At 67.2% G+C, this 21,298-nt stretch carries 18 protein-coding genes and 1 riboswitch; of the genes, 10 read left to right on the forward strand and 8 right to left on the reverse strand.

What is annotated here, in order from left to right:
• Positions 1-34 precede the first annotated feature (34 nt).
• Positions 35-775 carry an anti-sigma factor domain-containing protein gene (locus A7E77_RS06800; protein ID WP_063686803.1) on the reverse strand — a complete coding sequence of 247 codons (741 nt, stop codon included), beginning with the start codon at positions 773-775 and terminating at the stop codon, positions 35-37.
• Complete coding sequence (locus A7E77_RS06805) at positions 762-1,355, reverse strand: sigma-70 family RNA polymerase sigma factor (protein ID WP_043060959.1); 594 nt, start codon at positions 1,353-1,355, stop codon at positions 762-764. Before A7E77_RS06805 ends, A7E77_RS06800 begins: the two co-directional genes overlap by 14 nt.
• Positions 1,356-1,554: 199 nt before the next feature.
• Between A7E77_RS06805 and A7E77_RS06810 the strand changes: the two genes are divergently transcribed.
• From A7E77_RS06810 to A7E77_RS06835, 8 genes are all read left to right on the forward strand, one after another.
• Positions 1,555-2,568 (forward strand): ferritin-like domain-containing protein, encoded by a 1,014-nt coding sequence (locus A7E77_RS06810; protein WP_063686805.1) that lies wholly within the window; start codon positions 1,555-1,557, stop codon positions 2,566-2,568.
• Positions 2,569-2,579: 11 nt separating this feature from the next.
• Positions 2,580-3,632 (forward strand): ferritin-like domain-containing protein, encoded by a 1,053-nt coding sequence (locus A7E77_RS06815; RefSeq protein WP_063686807.1) that lies wholly within the window; start codon positions 2,580-2,582, stop codon positions 3,630-3,632.
• 698 nt (positions 3,633-4,330) lie between these two features.
• A complete protein-coding gene (locus A7E77_RS06820; RefSeq protein WP_063686809.1) occupies positions 4,331-5,452 on the forward strand; it encodes a ferritin-like domain-containing protein in 1,122 nt (373 codons plus the stop codon).
• Between the two features lie 41 nt (positions 5,453-5,493).
• Positions 5,494-6,516 (forward strand): ferritin-like domain-containing protein, encoded by a 1,023-nt coding sequence (locus tag A7E77_RS06825; RefSeq protein WP_063686811.1) that lies wholly within the window; start codon positions 5,494-5,496, stop codon positions 6,514-6,516.
• Between the two features lie 188 nt (positions 6,517-6,704).
• Positions 6,705-6,851, forward strand: a riboswitch (TPP riboswitch).
• A 38-nt stretch (positions 6,852-6,889) separates the two neighbouring features.
• A complete protein-coding gene (thiC, locus tag A7E77_RS06830; protein WP_063686813.1) occupies positions 6,890-8,770 on the forward strand; it encodes a phosphomethylpyrimidine synthase ThiC in 1,881 nt (626 codons plus the stop codon).
• A 37-nt stretch (positions 8,771-8,807) separates the two neighbouring features.
• Positions 8,808-9,212: a hypothetical protein gene (locus tag A7E77_RS17680; protein WP_151895458.1), complete on the forward strand. Its 405-nt coding sequence runs from the start codon at positions 8,808-8,810 to the stop codon at positions 9,210-9,212.
• Positions 9,209-9,922, forward strand: coding sequence for a hypothetical protein (locus A7E77_RS17685; RefSeq protein WP_151895459.1), 714 nt, complete (start codon positions 9,209-9,211; stop codon positions 9,920-9,922). Before A7E77_RS17680 ends, A7E77_RS17685 begins: the two co-directional genes overlap by 4 nt.
• Before the next feature lie 368 nt (positions 9,923-10,290).
• Positions 10,291-11,004, forward strand: a complete 714-nt coding sequence (locus tag A7E77_RS06835; RefSeq protein WP_063686815.1) for a hypothetical protein — start codon at positions 10,291-10,293, stop codon at positions 11,002-11,004.
• A 247-nt stretch (positions 11,005-11,251) separates the two neighbouring features.
• Here A7E77_RS06835 and ung read toward each other — a convergent pair whose 3' ends face one another.
• From ung to pepN, 4 genes are all read right to left on the reverse strand, one after another.
• On the reverse strand, positions 11,252-11,959 hold the full coding sequence (ung, locus tag A7E77_RS06840; RefSeq protein WP_063686817.1) for a uracil-DNA glycosylase: 708 nt from the start codon (positions 11,957-11,959) through the stop codon (positions 11,252-11,254).
• Positions 11,960-12,289, reverse strand: coding sequence for an alkylphosphonate utilization protein (locus A7E77_RS06845; protein ID WP_063686819.1), 330 nt, complete (start codon positions 12,287-12,289; stop codon positions 11,960-11,962).
• Between the two features lie 51 nt (positions 12,290-12,340).
• Complete coding sequence (locus A7E77_RS06850; RefSeq protein ID WP_063686821.1) at positions 12,341-13,645, reverse strand: S41 family peptidase; 1,305 nt, start codon at positions 13,643-13,645, stop codon at positions 12,341-12,343.
• Between the two features lie 436 nt (positions 13,646-14,081).
• Positions 14,082-16,700: an aminopeptidase N gene (gene pepN, locus A7E77_RS06855; RefSeq protein ID WP_063686823.1), complete on the reverse strand. Its 2,619-nt coding sequence runs from the start codon at positions 16,698-16,700 to the stop codon at positions 14,082-14,084.
• Positions 16,701-16,819: 119 nt separating this feature from the next.
• Here pepN and A7E77_RS06860 point away from each other — a divergent pair, with 119 nt between their 5' ends.
• Entirely contained in the window at positions 16,820-18,493 is a 1,674-nt protein-coding gene (locus tag A7E77_RS06860) for a M28 family metallopeptidase (protein ID WP_063686825.1), read from the forward strand.
• A 142-nt stretch (positions 18,494-18,635) separates the two neighbouring features.
• A complete protein-coding gene (locus A7E77_RS06865; RefSeq protein WP_063686827.1) occupies positions 18,636-19,451 on the forward strand; it encodes a hypothetical protein in 816 nt (271 codons plus the stop codon).
• Here the strand turns inward: A7E77_RS06865 and A7E77_RS06870 are convergent.
• Both A7E77_RS06870 and A7E77_RS06875 read right to left on the reverse strand, forming a co-directional pair.
• Entirely contained in the window at positions 19,364-20,296 is a 933-nt protein-coding gene (locus A7E77_RS06870) for a DMT family transporter (protein ID WP_017980380.1), read from the reverse strand. The genes A7E77_RS06865 and A7E77_RS06870 overlap by 88 nt on opposite strands.
• Positions 20,293-21,294 (reverse strand): threonine aldolase family protein, encoded by a 1,002-nt coding sequence (locus A7E77_RS06875; protein WP_063686829.1) that lies wholly within the window; start codon positions 21,292-21,294, stop codon positions 20,293-20,295. Before A7E77_RS06875 ends, A7E77_RS06870 begins: the two co-directional genes overlap by 4 nt.
• Positions 21,295-21,298 lie beyond the last annotated feature (4 nt).

Here is a 21,298-nt window from a genome sequence, read left to right on the forward strand (position 1 = left end):
CGAAGTTGGCGGGGCGGCCGTAACGCCCCCCCAATCACCCCGCCAGCTTACCCGCCGCCACCACCGGCCCGGTCGGCAACCCGGTCGGCGATCCGCCCGCCGGCTCGATCGAGATCGCCAGCACCGTATCCGCCGCCATCTCGGCGCGCAGGCCTGCCGGCACGACCACCCGGCCCGCCGCCATCACCCCCAGCGAGCGCGGCGCCGCGCTGCCACGGATCGCCCACAGCTCGGCCGACCGCCCGGCCGGCACCGCCACCGCGCCGCCGATCCGCACCACGCCGGTCTCGCGATCATAAGCCGCAGCGATCGGCGCGCCCTTGCCCGCGCTCGGCGCCAGCGCGGCGAGCAACGGCGCCTGCGCCGCGACCGGCACCGGGACGCGCACGGGTTCGGGCGCCGGCCGCAGCGCCAGCATCACCGTCACCACGAGCAGCAGGCACGCCGCCAGCCCCGCCGCGATCGCCGCCCCGCGCCACGGTCCGACACCCGGATTGTCGTTCGCGGCCGGGGCCCATCGCCCGTCATCGCGACCCATGCCATCCAGCGACGCCTCGATCCGCCGCAGCACGGCGGGCGGCACCGCCACGTCGGCGCCATCGGCGAACAGCGCGGCAAAGCGCGCCTCCCACCATGCCACCGCCAGCGCGAACGCCGGATCCGCCGCCACCCGCGCCAGCGCCGCGACACGCGCCTCGCCGTCCAGCAGCCCCAGCGCCAGTTCCGCCGCGGCGAGGTCGTCGGGCCCGATATCGTCCGGTTCAGCGCTCGCCATCGAGGCATCCCTTCAGCGCCAGCAGCCCGCGCCGCACCCAGCTCTTCATCGTCCCCAGCGGCACCGCCGCCTGCACCGCCAGCTCGGCATAGGTCAGGCCGCCGAAGAAGGCGCGGCGGATCGCCCCGCGCTGCCGTTCCTCCAACCTTTCGAGGCACAGATGCAGCCGCGCCTGCGCCTCTTCGGCCATCAGCACGTCGTCCTGGCGCAACGCGCCATCGGCCACCGCCTCGGCCTCCTCGATCGGCGCGGTGGCTCGCCCGTGCCGCCGCCGCCAGTCGATCGCCCGGTTGCGCGCGATCGTCGCCAGCCACGAAATCGGACTCGCCCGCCCCGGCTGATACGCGCCCGCGCGCTGCCAGATGGTGATGTAGACGTCGTGCAACACGTCCTCCGCGGCCTGCCTGTCGCCGCAGATACGCAGGCAGATGCCGAAAAGCTTCGCGGAGGTCAGCGCATAGACGCGGCGGAAGGCCTCGCGGTCCGCCGCCCCCGTTGCCATCAGCGCCTCGACTAGGCGCGCACGCGCCGCCGCGGCAGGCAGGGGGGGCAGGTCGGCAGGATCGTCGGCGGGCACCACGGGGTCGAAGGCTAAGCGGCCGCCACCGGCCGGGCAAGCCTCCAGCCCGTCATAAGCGGCTGCGCGTTATATATTTTTATTGCGCGCATCTTTTTGTCGCCGCCGAACGTACCTGCCGTTGGTCATCCCGATCCGTGCGCATCGACGCGCCCCGGGTCCGCGAGGCTGGCCGGGACAGGTGAGGAAAGGCAGGCTGACGATGACTCAAACGGATCAGCTCATCGAGGCGTTCGACGCCGAAGCGAGGCGCCGCGAAGACCGGCGCGACTTCTTCCGCAACATGATGGGCGCCGCTGCGATGACCGCCGCGGGTGCCGCCAGCCTTTCGCTGGCCACCGCCGCGCAGGCACAGTCGACCGCGCTGTCGGAAATCGACGTCCTGAACTTCGCGCTCAACCTCGAATATCTCGAAGCGCAATTCTACAGCTATGCCGCTTATGGCACCGGCCTGCCCAACAACCTGCTGACCGGCGGCGTCGGCACGCAGGGCGCCGTCATCACCGGCACCGGCGCCGGCTCGGCGCGCAAGGTCAACTTCACCGATCCCGCCATCGCCGCTTATGCGCGCGAAATCGCGGCGGATGAGGTGGCGCACGTCACCTTCCTGCGCACCGCGATCCGTGGCAGCAGCGGCAGCGACGCGCTGATCGCCGCACAGCCGACGATCAACATCTCCGGATCGTCTGGTGGCGCCTTCGCCGCCGCGGCGTCGAGCACCAGCCCGTCGCTCGCCGGCTTCGATCCCTATGCCGACGACAACAGCTTCCTGCTCGCCGCGTACATCTTCGAAGATGTCGGCGTCACCGCCTATAAGGGCGCCGCGGGCGCGCTGATCAACAACAAGACCTATCTCGAGGCCGCCGCCGGCATCCTTGCGGTAGAGGCCTATCATGCCGCGCTGGTCCGCACCGCGCTCTATGCCCGCGGCCTCAACGTCGCGTCGCTGCGCACCGCCGCCGATTCGATCTCGAACCTGCGCGACTCGGTCGATGGTTCAACCGATCTCGACCAGGGCATTTCGCCGACCACCCAGTCGGGGAACCTCGTGTCGAACATCGTGCCGCTCGACAGCAACGGCCTGGCCTTCAGCCGCACGCCCGCGCAGACGCTCAACGTCGTCTACCTGAACCGGTCTGCGGTTTCGTCGGGCGGGTTCTTCCCGGCCGGTATCAACAACGGCAACGCCGCCATCCGCACCAGCGGCGCGAACTGAGGGGACCCGACATGACCAAGGAAGTTTCGGTCCTCGAGATCATCGAGAAGACGACCGCCCGCCGCAACGCGCGCCGCGCCTTCATGAAGACCGCCGTGGGCGGTGCCGCCGCCGTCGGTGGCCTGTCGCTGCTCGCCGCCTGCGGTGATAACAACGATTCGGCGCAGACGCCGGCTCCTACCCCTACGCCGACGCCGACCGCGGTCAGCACCGACGTCGCGGTGCTCAACTTCGCGCTCAACCTCGAATATCTCGAGGCGCAATTCTACAGCTATGCCGCCTTCGGCACCGGCCTCACCGCCGCGCAGTTGACCGGCAGCGGCACGCAGGGCGCGGTCATCACCGGCAGCGGAGCGGGCTTCCCGCGCGCGGTCGACTTCAGCGGCGATCCGCTGATCGGCCAATATGCGCGCGAGATCGCCTATGACGAAATCGCCCACGTCAACTTCCTGCGCGCCGCGCTCGGCACGTCGGTGGTGGCACAGCCGGCGATCGACATTTCGGGCACCTCGACCGGCGCCTTCACCGCGGCGGCGCGCGCCGCCGGCGTGGTCGCGTCGGACGGCCTGTTCGATCCGTACGCCAGCCCGACCAACTTCCTGCTCGGCGCCTATATCTTCGAAGATATCGGCGTGACGGCGTACAAGGGCGCCTCGCCGGTCATCTCGTCGATGTACCTCGATGCGGCGGCAGGCATCCTCGCGGCAGAGGCCTATCACGCCGGCCTCGTCCGCACGATCCTGTACAATCGCGGCATCACTAACGCCGACATCATCACCGCGACGAACAAGATCTCCGACGCGCGCGATCTGCTCGACGGCACGACCGGCGGCACCAACGGCGACGACGATCAGGGCATTGCCGGCAGCAATATCGGCAATCTCACGACCGGCATTTCGAACATCGTGCCGACCGACGCGAACGGCATCGCGTACAGCCGGACGAGCCAGCAGGTCCACAATATCGCCTATCTCAACGTCAATGGATCGAACCGCACGCGTGGTGGTTTCTTCCCCAACGGCACCAATAATCCCAATCCCGCCTTCACCGTCGGCCTCGGCTGACGGGTAACACCTCGGGCACCCGCTCCCCCTCCCCCCCTTTGGGTGCCCGGCGACCGTCCGTTCCTTCCGTGGACGGGCCGGTCATGGATCCTCCTCCACCTGCCCCCCGGGTGGGGGAGGATTTTCGTTTCAAGATTTGCTCCACCATTGCGGAACGGTCACCCCAGCGCAGACTGGGGTCTTTCGCGGTTGCCAGCGCCCTGATCAAAAACTTCAAGCCCACGCTAGGATGGCCGTCCGACTCCATTCCTCCCCCGCCAGGGGGAGGTGGCGCCGCGAAGCGGTGACGGAGGGGGCGGTAAGAGACACATCGGTTGGTGTTTCCTCCCCCTCCGTCATGCCTTCGGCATGCCACCTCCCCCTGGCGGGGGAGGAATTGGCGTCGTCTGCAAGCCCCCTTCGGTCTCGACCTGCCCGATGCCCCCTTTTCCCTCACCTCAAGGCGCATCTCCCCCTCTGCGTCCTCTGCGCCTCTGCGCGAAATCCGTTCTTCCGTCGCGGCTTCGCGGCTTCGCGCGAACCATTGCCGCCGCCGCCCCTGACGACCACACCCCGACCTTCCCCAAAGTCACGAAGACACGCCGAGCCGAGCGCTTTCCCCGCCATGCGGGGTTGACGCGTCCGGCGGGATGCGGAACGGCTGTTGCCATTCTCGGCGGTCCGCCGCCGCCCGCGTGTTTGGGGAGGACCCTGAAGTCATGACCGCCCGTACCGATATCGACAGCGACCGGCTGATCGCCGCCCTCGACGCCCGCGTCGACCGCCGCGAACAGCGCCGCGCCTTCTTCCGCGATGCTTTGGGCGCCATGGCCGTCACCGGGGCGCTGGGTCTCGCCAGCGGCGCGTCCGCCCAGTCGACGCCGACGCCGACGCCCACCGCGACCCCGACGCCGACCTATACCGATCAGGATATCCTGAACTTCGCGCTGAACCTCGAATATCTCGAAGCGCAATTCTACGCGTACGCCACCACCGGTGCGGGCATTTCGTCGAGCCTGCTCGGCGGCGCCGGCACGGCGGGGTCGGTGAATGCGACCGGCGCGGCCGCGGTGCCCTTCGCCGATCCGATCATTGCCCGCTACGCGCGTGAAATCGCTGCGGACGAGGTCGCGCACGTCACCTTCCTGCGCAATGCCCTCGGCAGCAGCACGGTCGTCGCGCAGCCCGCGCTCGACCTGTCGGTCGGCCCGAACAGCGCCTTCTCCGCCGCCGCGGTCGCCGCGAAGATCATCACCGCCGGCCAGACGTTCAATCCGTACGCGAACGAGGACGCCTTCCTCCTCGCTGCCTTCATCTTCGAAGACGTCGGCGTCACCGCGTACAAGGGCGCCGCGCCGCTGCTCACCAAGACCTATGTCGAGGCTGCGGCCGGCATCATGGCGACCGAGGCCTATCACGCCGCGACGATCCGCGGCGAATTGTACCGCAAGGGCCTGGTCTCGGGGTCGCCGCTGATCGGCTGGGTGCAGGGCATTTCCGACGCGCGCGACAGCCTGGACGGCGCGACCGACATCGACCAGGGCATCACGCCCGGCACCACCACCGCGCCCGCGGGCGGCGTCACCGCGACGCCCACCCCGACGCCGACGCCGACGCCCACCCCCACGCCGACGCCGACCCCCACCGCAACCGCCTCGCCGACGCCCGCGCCGACCTTCCCGGTGTCGAACATCGTGCCGGCGGACGCGAACGCCGTCGTCTACAGCCGCAGCCCCAATCAGGTGCTCAACATCGTCTATCTCAAAGCCGCGGCGACGAGCGCGGGCGGGTTCTTCCCCGCCGGCCTCAACGGCACGATCAAGGCGGCCACCGCCTCCTGATCGCCGACGCGCTCCAACCGATTTCGCCAGGGACAGACCCGATGACCGATCTTCCGACCGATACCATCCTTTCCGCGATCGCCGATCGCCGTGCCGAACGCCGTGCCTTCCTGCGCTATGCCGGCGGCGCCGCCGCCTCGGCGGGCGCGCTCTCGCTGCTCGCCGCCTGCGGTGGCGACACCGGCGGCACCGCGACGCCGACGCCCACGCCCACCGGCAGCCCGACGCCGATCGCCGCGGACGCGGACGTGCTCAACTTCGCGCTCAACCTCGAATATCTCGAGGCGCAATTCTACAGCTGGGCCGCCTTCGGCCAGGGCCTGAACCCCGGGCTCACCACCGGCGTCGGCATCGGCGGCACGGTGACCGGCGGCGCGCAGGTGCCCTTCCAGGACCCGGTCGTCGCGCAATATGCGCGCGAGATCGCCAATGACGAAATCGCCCACGTCACCTTCCTGCGCACCGCTTTGGGCGCTGGGGCGAACGGCGTCGGCGCGGCGGTGGCGATGCCGGCGATCAACATTTCGGGCGATGCCAACGGTGCCTTCACCGCCGCCGCCCGCGCGGCCGGCGTGGTCGGGTCGAGCGGCACGTTCAACCCCTATGCCGACGACATCAGCTTCCTGCTCGGCGCGTACCTGTTCGAAGACGTCGGCGTCAGCGCGTACAAGGGCGCCGCGCCCGCGATCGGCAACAAGGTGTATCTGGAAGCCGCCGCCGGCATCCTCGCCGCCGAAAGCTATCACGCCGGCCTCATCCGCTCGGTCCTGTACCGCAAGGGCATCGACGCCTCGTCGATCCTCTACAACCCGGCGATCCTCAACAACGCGCGCCTCATCTCCGACGCGCGCGACAGCCTGGACGGCACCAGCGACACCGACCAGGGCATCGGCGACACCACCACCGCCAACATCGTGCCGACCGATTCGAACGGCATCGTCTACAGCCGCTCGACCGGCCAGGTGCTCAACATCGTCTTCCTCAACAAGGCCGCGGTGACGGCCGGCGGCTTCTTCCCCAACGGCATCAACGGCAACATCCGCACCAGCGCCGCCAGCGGCTGACCTCAACAAGTCCTCCCCCGCCAGGGGGAGGTGGCAGCGAAGCTGACGGAGGGGGAGGACGGCGGAGCGTTGACGATAGTCCGCGCCGCCGACCTCCCCCTCCACCATTCGGCTAAAGCCGAACGGTCCCCCTCCCCCTGGCGGGGGAGGAATTGATTGGCGCCCTTCCGAAAAAGCGCGTAAACCCCTGTCATCCCCGGGGGAGCGCTACCGGGTTCCCATCAAAGTAGTACTTTGATGGGGTCCCTATCGGCGCTTGAGAGGCGGCCACGAGGCCGCGACCCGCTGAACCTGATCCGGTTAAGACCGGCGGAGGGAGGGAGCGGTCTACACCCGTACACCGCCCGCTCTCCGTATTTGGAGAGCAAGACCCATGGCCGACATCCCCGCCCGTACCGAAATCGGCGTCACGACAGGCCCGATCCGCGGCTCGAAGAAAGTCCACGTCGGCCCGCTCAACGTCGCGATGCGCGAAATCCACCTCGACCCATCGTCGGGCGAGCCCCCCGTCCGCGTCTACGACACGTCCGGCCCCTACACCGACCCCAACGCCCGCATCGACATCATGGCCGGCCTGCCGCAGCTGCGCCGCCAGTGGATCGACGCCCGCGGCGACACCGAGGCCTATGACGGCCGCGCCATCCGCCCCGAAGACAACGGCCAGCTCGGCCCCGACCGGTCCGGCGGCGTCCCCCAATTCCCGCACACCGGCCGCAAGCCGCTCCGCGCCAAGGCCGGCGGCAACCTCAGCCAGATGCACTATGCCCGCCGCGGCATCATCACGCCCGAGATGGAGTACGTCGCGACCCGCGAAAACCTCGGCCGCGAACGCCTTCGCGAATACGCCCGCGACGGCGAAAGCTTCGGCGCCGCCATCCCCGATTACGTGACGCCGGAGTTCGTTCGTGACGAGGTCGCCCGCGGCCGCGCGATCATCCCCAATAACGTCAACCACCCCGAATCCGAACCGATGGCGATCGGCCGCAACTTCCTCGTGAAGATCAACGCCAACATCGGCAACAGCGCGGTCGCCAGCAACGTCGCCTCCGAAGTCGACAAGCTCGTCTGGTCGATCCGCTGGGGCGCCGACACCGTCATGGACCTGTCGACGGGCCGCAACATCCACGACACGCGCGAATGGATCATCCGCAACAGCCCCGTGCCGATCGGCACCGTGCCGATCTACCAGGCCTTGGAAAAGGTCGGCGGCATCGCCGAGGATCTGACGTGGGAGATCTTCCGCGACACGCTGATCGAACAGGCCGAACAGGGCGTCGACTATTTCACCATCCACGCCGGCGTCCGCCTGCCCTACATCCCAATGACCGCCAAGCGCGTCACCGGCATCGTCAGCCGCGGCGGCAGCATCATGGCGAAATGGTGCCTCGCGCATCACAAGGAATCGTTCCTCTACGAACGCTTCGACGAGATCACCGAGATCATGAAGGCGTATGACATCGCCTACAGCCTCGGCGACGGCCTGCGCCCCGGATCGATCGCCGACGCCAATGACGAAGCGCAGTTCAGCGAGCTCTACACGCTCGGCGAGCTCACCCACCGCGCCTGGGCGCAGGACGTCCAGGTCATGATCGAAGGCCCCGGCCACGTGCCGATGCACAAGATCAAGGCGAACATGGACAAGCAGCTCGAAGCGTGCGGCGAAGCGCCCTTCTATACGCTCGGGCCGCTCACCACCGACATCGCGCCCGGCTACGACCATATCACCAGCGGCATCGGCGCCGCGATGATCGGCTGGTACGGCACCGCGATGCTCTGCTACGTCACGCCCAAGGAGCATCTGGGCCTGCCCGACCGCGACGACGTGAAGGTCGGCGTGGTGACGTACAAGCTCGCCGCCCACGCCGCCGACCTCGCCAAGGGCCACCCCGCCGCGCAGGTCCGCGACGACGCCCTCAGCCGCGCCCGCTTCGAATTCCGCTGGCGCGACCAGTTCAACCTGAGCCTCGATCCCGAAACGGCCGAGCAATACCACGACCAGACGCTCCCGGCGGAAGGCGCCAAGACCGCCCACTTCTGCTCGATGTGCGGCCCCAAATTCTGCAGCATGAAGATCACGCAGGAAGTCCGCGACTTCGCCGCGAAGCAGAATGCGCCGGCGGACACGTTCATCGCCGCCGACCTGTCGAAAGAAGCTTTAGAAAAAGCCGAAATAGGAATGGCAATGATGAGCAATTTGTATGAGGCCTCCGGGCGAGATTTGTATATTGACACCAGAGGGCGAGAGCACGATTAAACGTGGTCGCCCGCCAGCTCATTTCGGATAGCTTAGAATGGGCAACATTCCTGGAGTGATGATGATTAACAGATCCTCCAGAATGTTATTGGTTGATTTAATGCGACTGGTGGAGTCCGAGACGGCTGATGCAAATGCGGTTGTAAAAGCGGCTTTTGACTGGGAGCATGCGCGCAGGCTTGAAATCGCCAAGTGGCTTCTTACTACCGGCGGCGCAGCCATCATCGCAGTCTTTGCGTTATTGGCAAAACAGGAAAGTTTGGCCACTTGGCTGCTAATATGCCTGCCCTCGGGAGGAGGACTTCTTGCAACGGTGGGTTATGTGGCCCTTCACCGCGCTGGCATGGTCCATTCCAGGTTTGTTCAGACCTCAATCTTGTGCGCTCGCCTAAAAGACGTACAGCCCTTTTTGCAACGCTTACGTCGTGAGGGTGAACTTTGACCACGATAGTTGGCATTATTTCGACCTTAATTAGGTCAGAAGCTTTTGCTGCAATCATCTCGGCACTTGCTGGAGCCTTTGTTCCGCTTTTAACAGCTGGGATAAAACGCTACTTCCAATCTCGTCGCCTATTGGAAAAAACCCGAACAGACGAATTCAACAAGGCCATTACCAGTGACAATTTGTCGACTATTGGTAAATATCTTCGTTCCGACCTAGGCCAGATCGGCGTCAGAGATTACCTTAATGATACAACTACTCAGCAGCGGGTAAATAAATACATCAATCGCTTGGCTGAACTCGTCAAGTTACCCGAAGATAGCAGTCCGCGACACCCTACCCAAGACACCACTCCCGAAGAGCCATATTTTAGGTTTGATACTTTCCCGGATGACCCTGAGCCGATCGCGTCAGCGGTAAAGCGGATGAGGGAGGGCGAAGCGTGGACGGCCTTGGCAAGTTTGCGGCGAGATTTGGAGAGGAAACTTACGTCGGGCATGTCCCAGGCGGAGGCACGACGCGGTCCTCCATATAAAAACATCGAAGATCCTGATCTTCGCGGAATGCTGAGGCAGTTTTGGTTTCTTGCAAGCCGAGCGGTACACGGTGAAGAATTGTCTATGGACGAAGCCGGCTCAGCTCTAAAACTTGCCAGATTGATTTATAAATGCCTTGATCAACCCACTCTTGCGGCTAATTCAAATGCATAATTTTAATAATAAAAACCTTATAAAGTAATTTGCGGTATATTTTGCACTACATAAATTACCATAATTTGCGGACACCTTCACCATATAACTCTATGATCGTGACAAGCTGACATTTCGTTGTCCCTTTCGTCCGGTTAAAAAAATTTTTAAATTACATCCGACAATCGCCAGCGAAGCACCATCAGCGACGACCAGTTCGATCACGCCTGCGAGGTCGGTATTCTTTTCGGACAGCTTATCATGCGCATGCGGCAGTACCCCTAATTGCCCCCACCCCCATAGGACACCCCCGCCCCACACCCCGCAGAAAACCGCGCCTTTCCCCCACCCCCTGTCCTACACGCACAAAACCTGCCCAATACCCATGCATGTCCCATGCACCCCATCGCTCGCCCCGCCGCCGCAAGGCCGCGGCCCGCAACCCGCTCGATTTCGACACCGTCGAACTCCGCCATCGCCACGATGGCTGGAAGCCGCAGCGGCAGGTCGACTTCATCCGCGCGCTCGCCGAATGCGGCTGTGTCGACAGTGCATGCAAGCGCGTCGGGATCAGCACCAGCGCCGCTTATGCCCTGCGCGCGCGCACCGATGCGCAAAGCTTCCGCTTCGCCTGGGACGCCGCGCTCGATCAGGCGATCCAGCGCCTGTCCGACGCCGCCTTTTCCCGCGCGATCCACGGCGTCGCCACGCCGATCTTCTACAAGGGCGAACAGATCGGCGAACGCCGCCGCTATGACGGAAAGCTGACGATGTTCCTGCTGGGCTACCGCGATCCCGTCCGCTACGGCGCGTGGATGGACACGGTGCGCGCCGAGCGCTCGCCCGATGCCGCGACGCTCTGCCTCAACCGCATGATCGATCAGGTCGAGGCGGACGCCTATGCCCGCGAGGCCGGCGACCCGCTGCCGAAACCCTTCGTCCGCTACCAGCCGCCGCGCTTCGTGTCGGAGGCGGAGCAGGATGCGATCGAGGAGCGGGCCGCGGCGGCGCGTGAAGAGGCGGCGCACGGCGCCGAGCTGCGCGCCAGCGACGAAGCGTGGGAGCGCGACCTCGCGGCGATGGGCGACGCCGGCTCGGCGTGATTCCGGACGATGACGTACCGTCCACTTCGTCCACTTCCGCGCGCAATCGGCCCGAGGAAACCACCTGCCCCCATCCCGTTCGCTCTGGTGAGCAGGTCGCCCAGCCTCCCAGGCTCGGCTGAAACCAACCGGGGGATGGCTTCACCTGCTCACTGTCGAAGAGCGGGTCCGCCCACAGCGTCACACTTGCGGGAAAGCACCCTTCGACAGGCTCAGGGTGAACGGAAGGATGCGGCCATGCCTTGCCTCACGCCGCCGGCAATGCCCAATCCACCGGCCCGCGGCCGTGCGCGGTCAGGAAGGCGTTCGCCTGGCTGAACGGCTTGCTGCCGAACCAGCCGGTATACGCCGACAGCGGCGACGGGTGCGGCGATCGCAGCACCAGATGCCGCCCGCCGTGCGCCACGTCGGTGACGAACGCCGCCTTCTTCTGCGCATGCGCGCCCCACAGCAGGAACACGACCGGCTCCGGCTTGGCCGCGACCGCGCGGATCACCGCGTCGGTGAACGCCTCCCACCCCCGGCCGGCATGCGCCGCGGCGCGCCCCTGTTCGACGGTCAGCACGCTGTTGAGCAGCAGGACGCCCGCCCTCGCCCAGCGCTCCAGATGCCCGTGGCCCGGCGGGGCAACGCCCAGATCGTCGTGCAATTCCTTGAAGATGTTGCGCAGCGACGGCGGCACCTTCACCCCCGGCTGCACCGAAAAGCTCAGGCCATGCGCCTGCCCCGGCCCATGGTACGGGTCCTGCCCCAGGATCACGACCTTCACCGCATCGAGCGGCGTCAGCTCCAGCGCCCGAAACCAGTCCTGCGGTGGCGGCAGAATGGTCTTCCCCGCCGCCTCTTCCGCGCTCAGAAAGCGGCGCAGGTTCGCCATCGCCTCGCCCGCCAGCACCGGGTCGAGCGCAGTACGCCAGCTCGGGTCCAGCCGCCGGCCGATGTCCGCCCCGTCCATTCAGCGCTTCCGCACGAACTCGGCGCGCAGCACCAGCCCCTTGATCCCGTCGAACTTGCAGTCGATCTCCTGCGCATCGCCGGTCAGCCGGATGCTTTTGATCAGCGTGCCGCGCTTCAGCGTCTGGCCCGCGCCCTTGACCGTCAGGTCCTTGATCAGCGTCACCTGGTCGCCATCGGCCAGCAAATTGCCGACCGCGTCGCGCACCTCGACGGCGCTCTCGCCGCCACCACCCGCGCCGCCGGACGCGGCCGCCTTCGCCGCCGCGTCGCTGGCGCTGATCCACTCGCCGCTCGCCTCGTCGTACACGAAGCTGTCGTCGTCCTGCATGTCACCCCCGATGTTGGTCGGGGGTGGCCATATCGGCAAAAGCGCGCGGCGTCAGTACAGCCCCGGCACCTCGCGCTGCGCCGGCGTACGGCGTTCGGCCGGCGGCATCAGCGCCTCGCGCTCGGGCACGTCGGTCAGCAGCGAGGCACGCGTCGCCATCGGGCCGGTTCCGCTGCCCGCATTCGCGCTCGCGCTCGCCGAGGCGGAAATGCGCGTGCAGCTCTTGCCCTGCAGGAAGTCGAGCGCCGCCCGTGTCGAAGCCTCGCGCGCATCGCCCATCGGATACGAAATGTCGTCGCCAGCCTGGCAGGTCGACACCATCGTGCTCGCGAGGCCGTTATAATAGGCCCCCTGCCGCGCCGCATTCTGCAACGCGAAGGCGATCACGCGCAGCCGGTCGTCGCAGGACTTCTGGTCCAGCGCGATCTGCCCCACCGGCTTGCCATAGGTGTTGCCGCCGATCAGCCCGTCGTTGGCGCCCAGATAGGGGACGAACGCATTGATGACGAATTCGCTCGCCGATGCGGTGCTACCCGTGCCGATAAAAGCGATCTTGGTCGCCGCGATGGCGTTCGGCTCGGACTGGAACAGATAGGTCGTGTTCTCCGACGCCTTTTCCGGACGGAAGGTCATGTAGCTCATCACGTCGGTCGTCGCGCGGTTGCCACCCAACAGGTTGCTCATGACGACCGCAGTGTCGATAAGGCCACCGCCATTATAGCGCAGGTCGACGACGACGTTGGTAATGCCCGCCGCCTTGAACTGGGCGAAGGCGCTGCGCAGCTGGTCGTTCGCCGTGGTGATGAAGGTGCGCAGGTTCACGTAACCGTAGCGCTGGCCGTTGTCGGTGATGATCTTGACGCCGTACCGGTTGGACACCGGGCTGAGCGTGAAGTCGGTCTTCGTCACCGCCACGGTCCGCGTGCCACCGGCATCGCGGATCTGGAAATAGCGCTGCGTGCCGGTCGTGCTCGGCCCAAGCGAGTCGCTCAGCGCGCTGCCGCCGGCATTGTACAGGCTGCTGACGGTCTGCAAATTGCTCGACGACGTGCCGATCGCCAGGATTTCCGCGCCGCGATCGATCCCCGCGGTCAGCGCCGGCGCGCTCTCATACGCTTCGGTGACGTACAGCCGCCCCGACGAATCGAGCCCCAGCCGCCAGCCGAAACCCGCGCTGGATCCTTGGCTGTAATAGGCGTTTTCCTGCTGGATCGACGTCAGATAGGTGAAATACCGATCCTTGCGCTGCGACCGCGCCGTCGCGGTCAGCGCATCCAGATAATCGTCGACGTTGGTGTAGCCGCTCGGATCAAGGTTAGTCGGCAGGGTATCGTAAAACAGATACCATTCCTTCATCTGCGCCGCGACCCAATCCTGGCGGCTGCGCAGCGAACACCCATTGCTGGCGGTGGGGGTTGGCGTCGCCGTGGACGTTGGAGTCGGCGTGCTGCCCGTCGCCCCGCCGCCGCCCGATCCGCCGTCACCACAGCCAGACAACAGCGCCGCCAGCGCCAGAATCCCAACCCCACGCCGTACGCTCACACGTCTTCTCCCACCCCGAGACCTGTGCAGCCTATGCTTGCGCCGAAAGACACGCAACATGGATCGCAGTAACAAGCGAATTAATCTGGATCAGCGTCCTGTCTTGCCGCCGCAGCACGTCAGCGGCACATCTTCGCCGATCGCTGACGGCAAGGACATCGGCACGTTCGACCGAAGTATTCGACGTCGGCAAACCTTTACGCCGATCGGGTCTCGGCGTCCGCCCCCCCTTGCCCTGACGGCCGCCCGATCACCCCAGGCTCTTCGAGGCCTGCTCGAACAGGTCGCGCGACAGGCCGGGGACCGCGACGATCCGCTCCAGCGCAGCGCGCATCGCCGCCGACCGGGTCGAATCGAAGCGCCGCCAACGCCCCAGCGGCGGCAACAGCTTCGCCGCGGTCTGCGGGTTCAGCTTGTCGAGCTGGATCAGCTGTTCGGCCAGGAAGCGATACCCCGAACCGTCCGCCGCATTGAACGCACGCTGGTTCGCCCCGAACGCCCCGATCAGCGAGCGGGCGCGATTGGGGTTAGCGAGCGTGAAATCGGGATGCCGCGCCAGCTCCTCGACCAGCCGCCCGGTATCGTCACGGCTGGCGAGCGCCTGCGTCTGGAACCATTTGTCGATGACCAGGCTGTTGCCGGCATAGCGGTTGTAGAAGATGTCGAGTGCCGCCTCGCGCTCGTCGGAATAGCCGCTCGCCAGCGTCGTCAGCGCACCCTGCCGATCGGTCATATTGTCGGCGCGCTCGAACTGGCGGAAGGCGAGGCTCGCCGCGTCCCCCGCGCCGCTCGCGGCGATATAGCCCAGCGCCACATTGCGCAGCCGGCGCAACCCCTTGGCGACCGGCGTATAGGCATAGGCCTCGCGCGGACCCGCCTCATAGGCATGCCGCCACACATCGGCGAGTTCGGTGCCGAGTGCCCGGCGCAGGCTTTCGCGCGCCGCGAAGATCGCATCGGGATCGACCAGCGCCAGCTGGTCGCCTATGAAGCTTTCCGACGGCAGCAGCACCGCTTCGGCGATGAAGGCGGGATCGAGGCCGCGATTGCCCAGGGTATCGGCGACCGCGGCGATCACCGCACCATGGTCCGCCCGCCCCTCGACCGCGCCCGCCACCAACGTATCGAGCATCAGCTGCTGCATCGCCTCGTAGCGGGCGAACGGATCGTCATCATGGCCGCTGAGGAAGGCGAGGTCGGCCGCGCTGCGATCGCTTTCGACGATCACCGGCGCCGAAAAGCCGCGGTTGATCGACAGGACGGGGCGTTCGGTGACGCCGTCGAACACGATCGTGCTCGCCGCCGCGTCCAGCAGCACCAGTCGCTCCGGCCCGATCGGCTGGCCCGTCTCCGCGCCGAACAGCCTAATCTTCAGCGGCAGCACCATCGGTTGCTTCGTCTCCTGCCCCGGTGTCGCCGGGACGTGCTGGGCAAGGCGCAGCGTCGCACGGCCCTCGCCCGCCTCATGGCCCAGGCTGGCGGCGACGCGCGGCGTACCGGCCTGGCTGTACCACAAGCGGAACTGGGCGAGGTCGATGCCGCTCGCCTCTTCCATGCAGGCGACGAAATCCTCGCACGTCGCCGCCGTCCCGTCGAAGCGGCTGAAATACAGGTCCGTCGCGGCGCGGAACGCCTGGGGGCCGAGGATCGTCGCCATCATGCGGATCAGCTCGGCGCCCTTGTTGTAGATCGTCGCCGTGTAGAAGTTGCTGATCTCGAGGTAGCTTTCGGGACGCACTGGATGCGCGAGCGGGCCGGCGTCCTCGGGGAACTGCGCCGCACGCAGGCCGCGCACGTCCTCGATCCGCTTGACCGCCGCCGAACCCTGATCCGCCGAAAAGCCCTGGTCGCGATAGACGGTGAAGCCTTCCTTCAGGCTCAGCTGGAACCAGTCGCGACAGGTGATGCGGTTGCCCGACCAATTGTGGAAATATTCGTGCGCCACCACCGCGGCGATCGCGTCGTAATCGTAGTCGGTGGCCGTGTCGGGATCGGCGAGGATGTAGCGGCTGTTGAAGATGTTCAGCCCCTTGTTCTCCATCGCGCCGAAGTTGAAATCGTCGACCGCAACGATGTTGAATACGTCGAGGTCGTATTCGCGACCATAGACGCGTTCGTCCCACGCCATCGACAGCTTCAGCGCGTGGAGCGCATGATGCGTCTTGTCGATATCAGCAGCGCGGACCCAGATGCCCAGCGCGACTTCGCGGCCCGATTGCGTGACGAAACTACCGCGATTGACCGCCAGATCGCCAGCGACGATCGCGAACAGATAGCTGGGTTTGGGGAAGGGATCGTTCCACTCCGCCCAATGCCGCCCATCCTCCAGGTCGCCGCTATCAACGGGATCGCCATTGGCGAGCAGCACCGGATAGCGCGCCTTGTCCGCTACCAGCCGCACCGAATACCGGCTCAGCACGTCGGGCCGGTCGGGGAAATAGGTGATCCGGCGAAAGCCTTCCGCCTCGCATTGCGTACACAGGATGCCGCCGCTGGCGTACAGGCCCATCAGCTGCGTGTTGCGTTCGGGGGCGATCTCCACCTCGGTCTCGACCGTGTGGGCGTCGCCGGGCAGCGGCACGACCAGCTGCTCGCCTTCGATCCGCCAGTCGCGCACCGCAACGCCATCGACCCGCACCGCCAGCGGTTCCTGCCCCGCACCGTCGAGCCGCAGCGGCTGGCCCGCACCGCCATCGGGGTTGCGCGTCACCGACAGCGTCGCCGTCACCCGCGTCGCGGCGGCATCCAGATCGAACACCAGCCGCGTTTCGGGCACGGCCCAAGCCGGCGGCCGGTAATCGTGCCGACTGATCGCAGTGGCGGGCGCGGAGACGGCGGGCTGGGCGATGCTGTTGGAAACGTCGAGCATGAGTCCTTTATAGGAGCCCCCACGCCCCCTGCCAGCCATCGCTTGCGGCCTTTTCCGGTATCTTGCCACCCGCGGCGGTGCCGTTACGCTGGCCCGATCGATAGTCGGGACTTTCCAGCATGATCCGTATTCCCGGCGCGCTTGCCGCGCTGACCCTCGTTGCGTCCGCTCCCGCCCAGACCGGCCCTACCAAAATGGCCGCGGCCGACACCGCAGCCGTCCTGCCGGCCGATCAGGCCGCGATGCGCGCGCACGTGATGTTCCTCGCCTCCGATGCCCTCCGCGGACGCGAGGCGGGCACGCCGGATTACGACGTCGCGGCGCAATACGTCGCGGCGCAATTCCAGGCGGCGGGCCTGCGCCCGGCAGGCGATGCGGACAGCTACCTGCAACAGGTGCCGCTGACGATCTACAAAGCTGCCAGCGAAGGCACGATGCGCTGGACCGACGCGGCAGGACGCGCCCGGCCGCTCGTGTTCGGCACCGATTACATCCCCAGCCCCAACCCGGCGCGCGCCGAGACCAGCGTCACGGCGCCGGTCGTCTTCGCCGGCCGCGGCATCGTCGCGCCGCAATTCGGCGTCGACGACTATCGGGGCATGGACGTGGGCGGCAAGATCGTCGCGATCTTCGCCGGATCGCCGACGCGATTTCCCGGCGAAGAGCGCGCCTATTTCGGCTCCGCCGCCACCAAAGCGCAGATCGCGGCGGCCCGTGGCGCCATCGGCATCGTCATGCTGGATGCCCCGCGCGCTGGTCCGCGCCAGCGTCCGTTCGCGGCGCTGGTCGGCGGCTATGCCTCGCCCAAGACCACCTGGGCCAAGGCCGATGGCACCGGCACCAGCGCCGCACCCACCACCCCGGTGCTCGGTACGCTGAGCCAAGCCGCCGCTGCAACGCTGTTCGAGGGCGCCGCGACGCCCTGGTCGGCGATCGTCGCCGAAGCGCGGCGCCCCGACCCGACCTACACGCCCGTCGCGCTCAAGGGTACGCTCGCGGCTACGACGCGGACCAGCTTCACCCCCGCCGCCAGCAGCAACGTCGTCGGCGTCGTCCCCGGCACCGACCCCACGGTCGGCAAGGAGGTCGTCATCCTGTCGGCCCATCTCGACCATATCGGCGTCTCGCCCGCCCGCCCCGACGATGCGCCGGGTCGCGACCGGATCAACAACGGCGCGCTCGACAATGCGATCGGCATCGCCAGCCTGATCGAAGAGGCCAAACGCTTCGCCACGGCGCCCACGCGCCCCAGGCGGACGGTGATGTTCCTCGCCGTGACGGGCGAGGAGAAAGGGCTGATCGGATCGAGCTATTTCGTCGACCATCCAACCGTGCCGCTCCAGACGATCGTCGCCGACATCAACCTCGACATGCCGGTGCTGCTCTACACGTTCGAGGATATGATCGCCTTCGGGGCCGACCGTTCCAGCCTCGGCCCGATCGTGACAAAGGCAGTGAACGCGATCGGCATCGGCCTGTCGCCCGATCCGATGCCCGAACAGGGGTTCTTCACCCGTTCGGATCACTTCAACTTCGTCAAGAAGGGCATTCCCTCGCTGTTCCTGTGGCCGGGGGTCAAGGGCGCCGGCGCCAAGCCGTTCGAGGATTTCCTCAGCCGCTGCTACCATCGTCCCTGCGACGACCTCAGCCAGCCGATCCTGTGGGATCAGGGCGTCCGCTTCGTCGCGACCAATTACGCCATCGCCCGCGCCGTCGCCGACGCGCCGCAGCGTCCGACGTGGAACAAGGGCGACTATTTCGGCATCACCTACAACGGCCCGATGGCGCAGTGAGCGCTTCCTCGCTCTCGTCACCCCGGACTTGGTCCGGGGTCCACCGGGCCGCAGGGGAACGGCAAGCGGCGCCAGCCGTCCCCCTGGCCGCAGAGTGGACCCCGGACCGAGTCCGGGGTGACGGAGCATGCGGGGAAACCCCATGCTCCTGATCTTCGGCCTCGGCTACACCGCCGCCCGCATCGCAGCCGCCTGGCCGAACGCGACCATCGGCACCACCCGCGACGGCCGGAACGGCACGCTCCGCTTCGACGACGAACCTGCCGTCCGCGCCGCGCTGGCCACCGCCACCCATGTCCTGTCCTCGGTCCCGCCGGAGGGGGACGCCGACCCCGTCCTGTCTCGCTACGGCGACGCGCTGCACGACCGCTGGCTCGGCTATCTGTCCTCGACCGGCGTCTATGGCGACGCGGGCGGCGCCTGGGTCGACGAAACCGCCCCCACCGGCTCGGGCCGCCGCTCGGCGCGCACCGCCGCCGATACCGCCTGGCTGTCCCGCGGCGCGCATGTTTTCCGCCTGCCCGGCATCTACGGCCCCGGCCGCTCGCCGCTCGAGCGCGTGGCGGCGGGGCGCGCCCATCGTGTCGGCCTGCCGACGCAGGTGTTCAGCCGCGTTCATGTCGACGATATCGTCGCCGGCGTCCTTGCCGCCCGCAACGCCCCGCCGGGCGCCTATAATCTCGCCGACGATCGCCCCTGTCCGCAGGACGACGTGGTCGCTTTCGCTGCCGGGCTGCTCCGCCTTCCGCCGCCACCGATCGTCGCGCTGGAGACGCTCTCGCCGATGGCGCGCGCCTTTTACGCCGAGAACCGCCGCGTCGCGAACGGCAAGGCCAAACGCCTGCTCGACTGGCGCCCGGCCTATCCCGATTACCGGTTGGGCCTGCGCGCGCTCAATGCGATGACCAATCCGATGCCGGCCAGCCCTGCGCCCGCCGCGGCGAGCGGCGACCAGTGATAATCCTCGAACAGCGTCGACAGCAGCATCGCGATAACGGGGACGATGACGCTGGAATAGGCCGCCTTGGCCGGCCCGATCACGCGCAGTACGCGATAATAAAGCGGGAAGGCGAAGGCCGAGCCGAACAGCCCCAGGTACAGGATGCCCGCCCAATAGCCCGCGCGCATCTCGACCACCGGCGGTCCGGTCAGCGTCCAGGCGACCGCCCCGTCGATCGCCGCCCCGATCAACATCGCGACCGCCAGCGTCGACAGCATCGGATAGCGTTTCGCGGTCGGCGTCGCCTGCAACACGTTGGCACCGGACGCCGACAGGATCGCGATGGCGGTGAAGCCGATTCCCGCCAGCGTCGCCGCGGCGCCGGCCGGTCCGGTCCGCGCTTCGTGCAGGAACAGCAGCGCGATGCCCGCCATCGCCACGGCGGAGCCGGCAATCAGCTGACGCCCCATCCGCTGGCCGAGAAACAGGCGCGCCAGCAGCGCATTGGGCACGAGCAGCATCGCGAACACCACCGCGACCAGCCCCGACGTGATGTAATGTTCCGCCCGATAGACGAAGTTGAAGTTCAGGCAGAATTGCAGCAGGCCGACCGCGCCGGCGAACACCCAGCCGCGTGTATCGAGCGCCCACCGTTCGCCTTTCACCGTCGCGACCAGCGCCATCGCGATCCCGGCGACGATAAAGCGATACGTCACCGACCAGCTCGGCGGCACGACGCCCAGCTGATCGCGGATCACCAGCCACGTCGATCCCCAGATCAGCGTGACGATCGCGAACGGGATCAGGATCGCGGCCCGGGTCGATTGTGGCGGCGGCGCCCCTCCCGTCACGGTGTCGCTCACAGCGCCGCGATCGCCTTGGCGAGCGCCGCGACATGATCCGCCGCGCTGTCCCACGCCGTTACCAACCGGATTTCGCCGGGCGCCCAATCGTAGAAATCGAAGCCCTGCGCCCTCAGCGCCGCCGCTTCCTCGGGCGTCACCCGCAGGAACACCTCATTCGCCTCGACCGGGTGGACCAGCCGGCCGCCGGCCGCCGCAGCGAGTGCGCTGGCGCAGGCATTGGCGGCGCGGGCGTTCGCCAGCCACAGATCGTCCTCCAGCATCGCGATCACCTGCGCGGCGAGATAGCGCCCCTTCGAAAACAGCAGCCCGGCCCGCTTGCGGCGATAGCGGGTCACGTCGGCAAGGTCCGGGCGGAAGAAGACCAGCAGTTCCGCACTCATCGCGCCGTTCTTGACGAAGCCGAAGCTCAGCGCGTCGACGCCCGCTTGCCACGTCACCGCGGCGGGCGTGCAGCCGAGCGTCGCCACCGCATTGGCGAAGCGCGCACCGTCCATGTGCAGGCCCAGCCCACGGCGCTTCGCCAGCGCGCCGATCGCCGCCACCTCGTCCGGCGTATAGACCCGGCCATATTCGGTGGCGTTGGTGATCGAGATCGCATGCGGCTGCACGCGGTGAACGTCATTGGGGATCGCATCGGCCACCGCCGCGATCGTCTCGGGCGTCACCTTCGCACCGTCGCCGTCGGCCAGGAACAGCTTGGCGCCGTGGGTGAAGAATTCCGGCGCGCCGCCCTCATCGTTCTGAATATGCGCGTCGCGGTGGCAGATCACCCCGCCATGCGGCGGACACAGCGCGGCGAGCGCGAGGCAGTTAGCCGCGGTCCCGGTCGGCACCCACAAGGCAGCTACATCCGTGCCGAACAGATCGGACAGACGCGCATCGAGGCTGCGCGACAGGCCATCGCCGTCATAGGCAGTGTCGAGATGGTTGGCGTCGGCCATCGCCGCCATCACGCGGGGATGCACGGTCGCGGCATTGTCGGAAAAGAAGCGCATGCCC

Source organism: Sphingomonas sp. NIC1 (assembly GCF_001638925.1).
GTDB lineage: Bacteria > Pseudomonadota > Alphaproteobacteria > Sphingomonadales > Sphingomonadaceae > Sphingomonas > Sphingomonas aquatilis.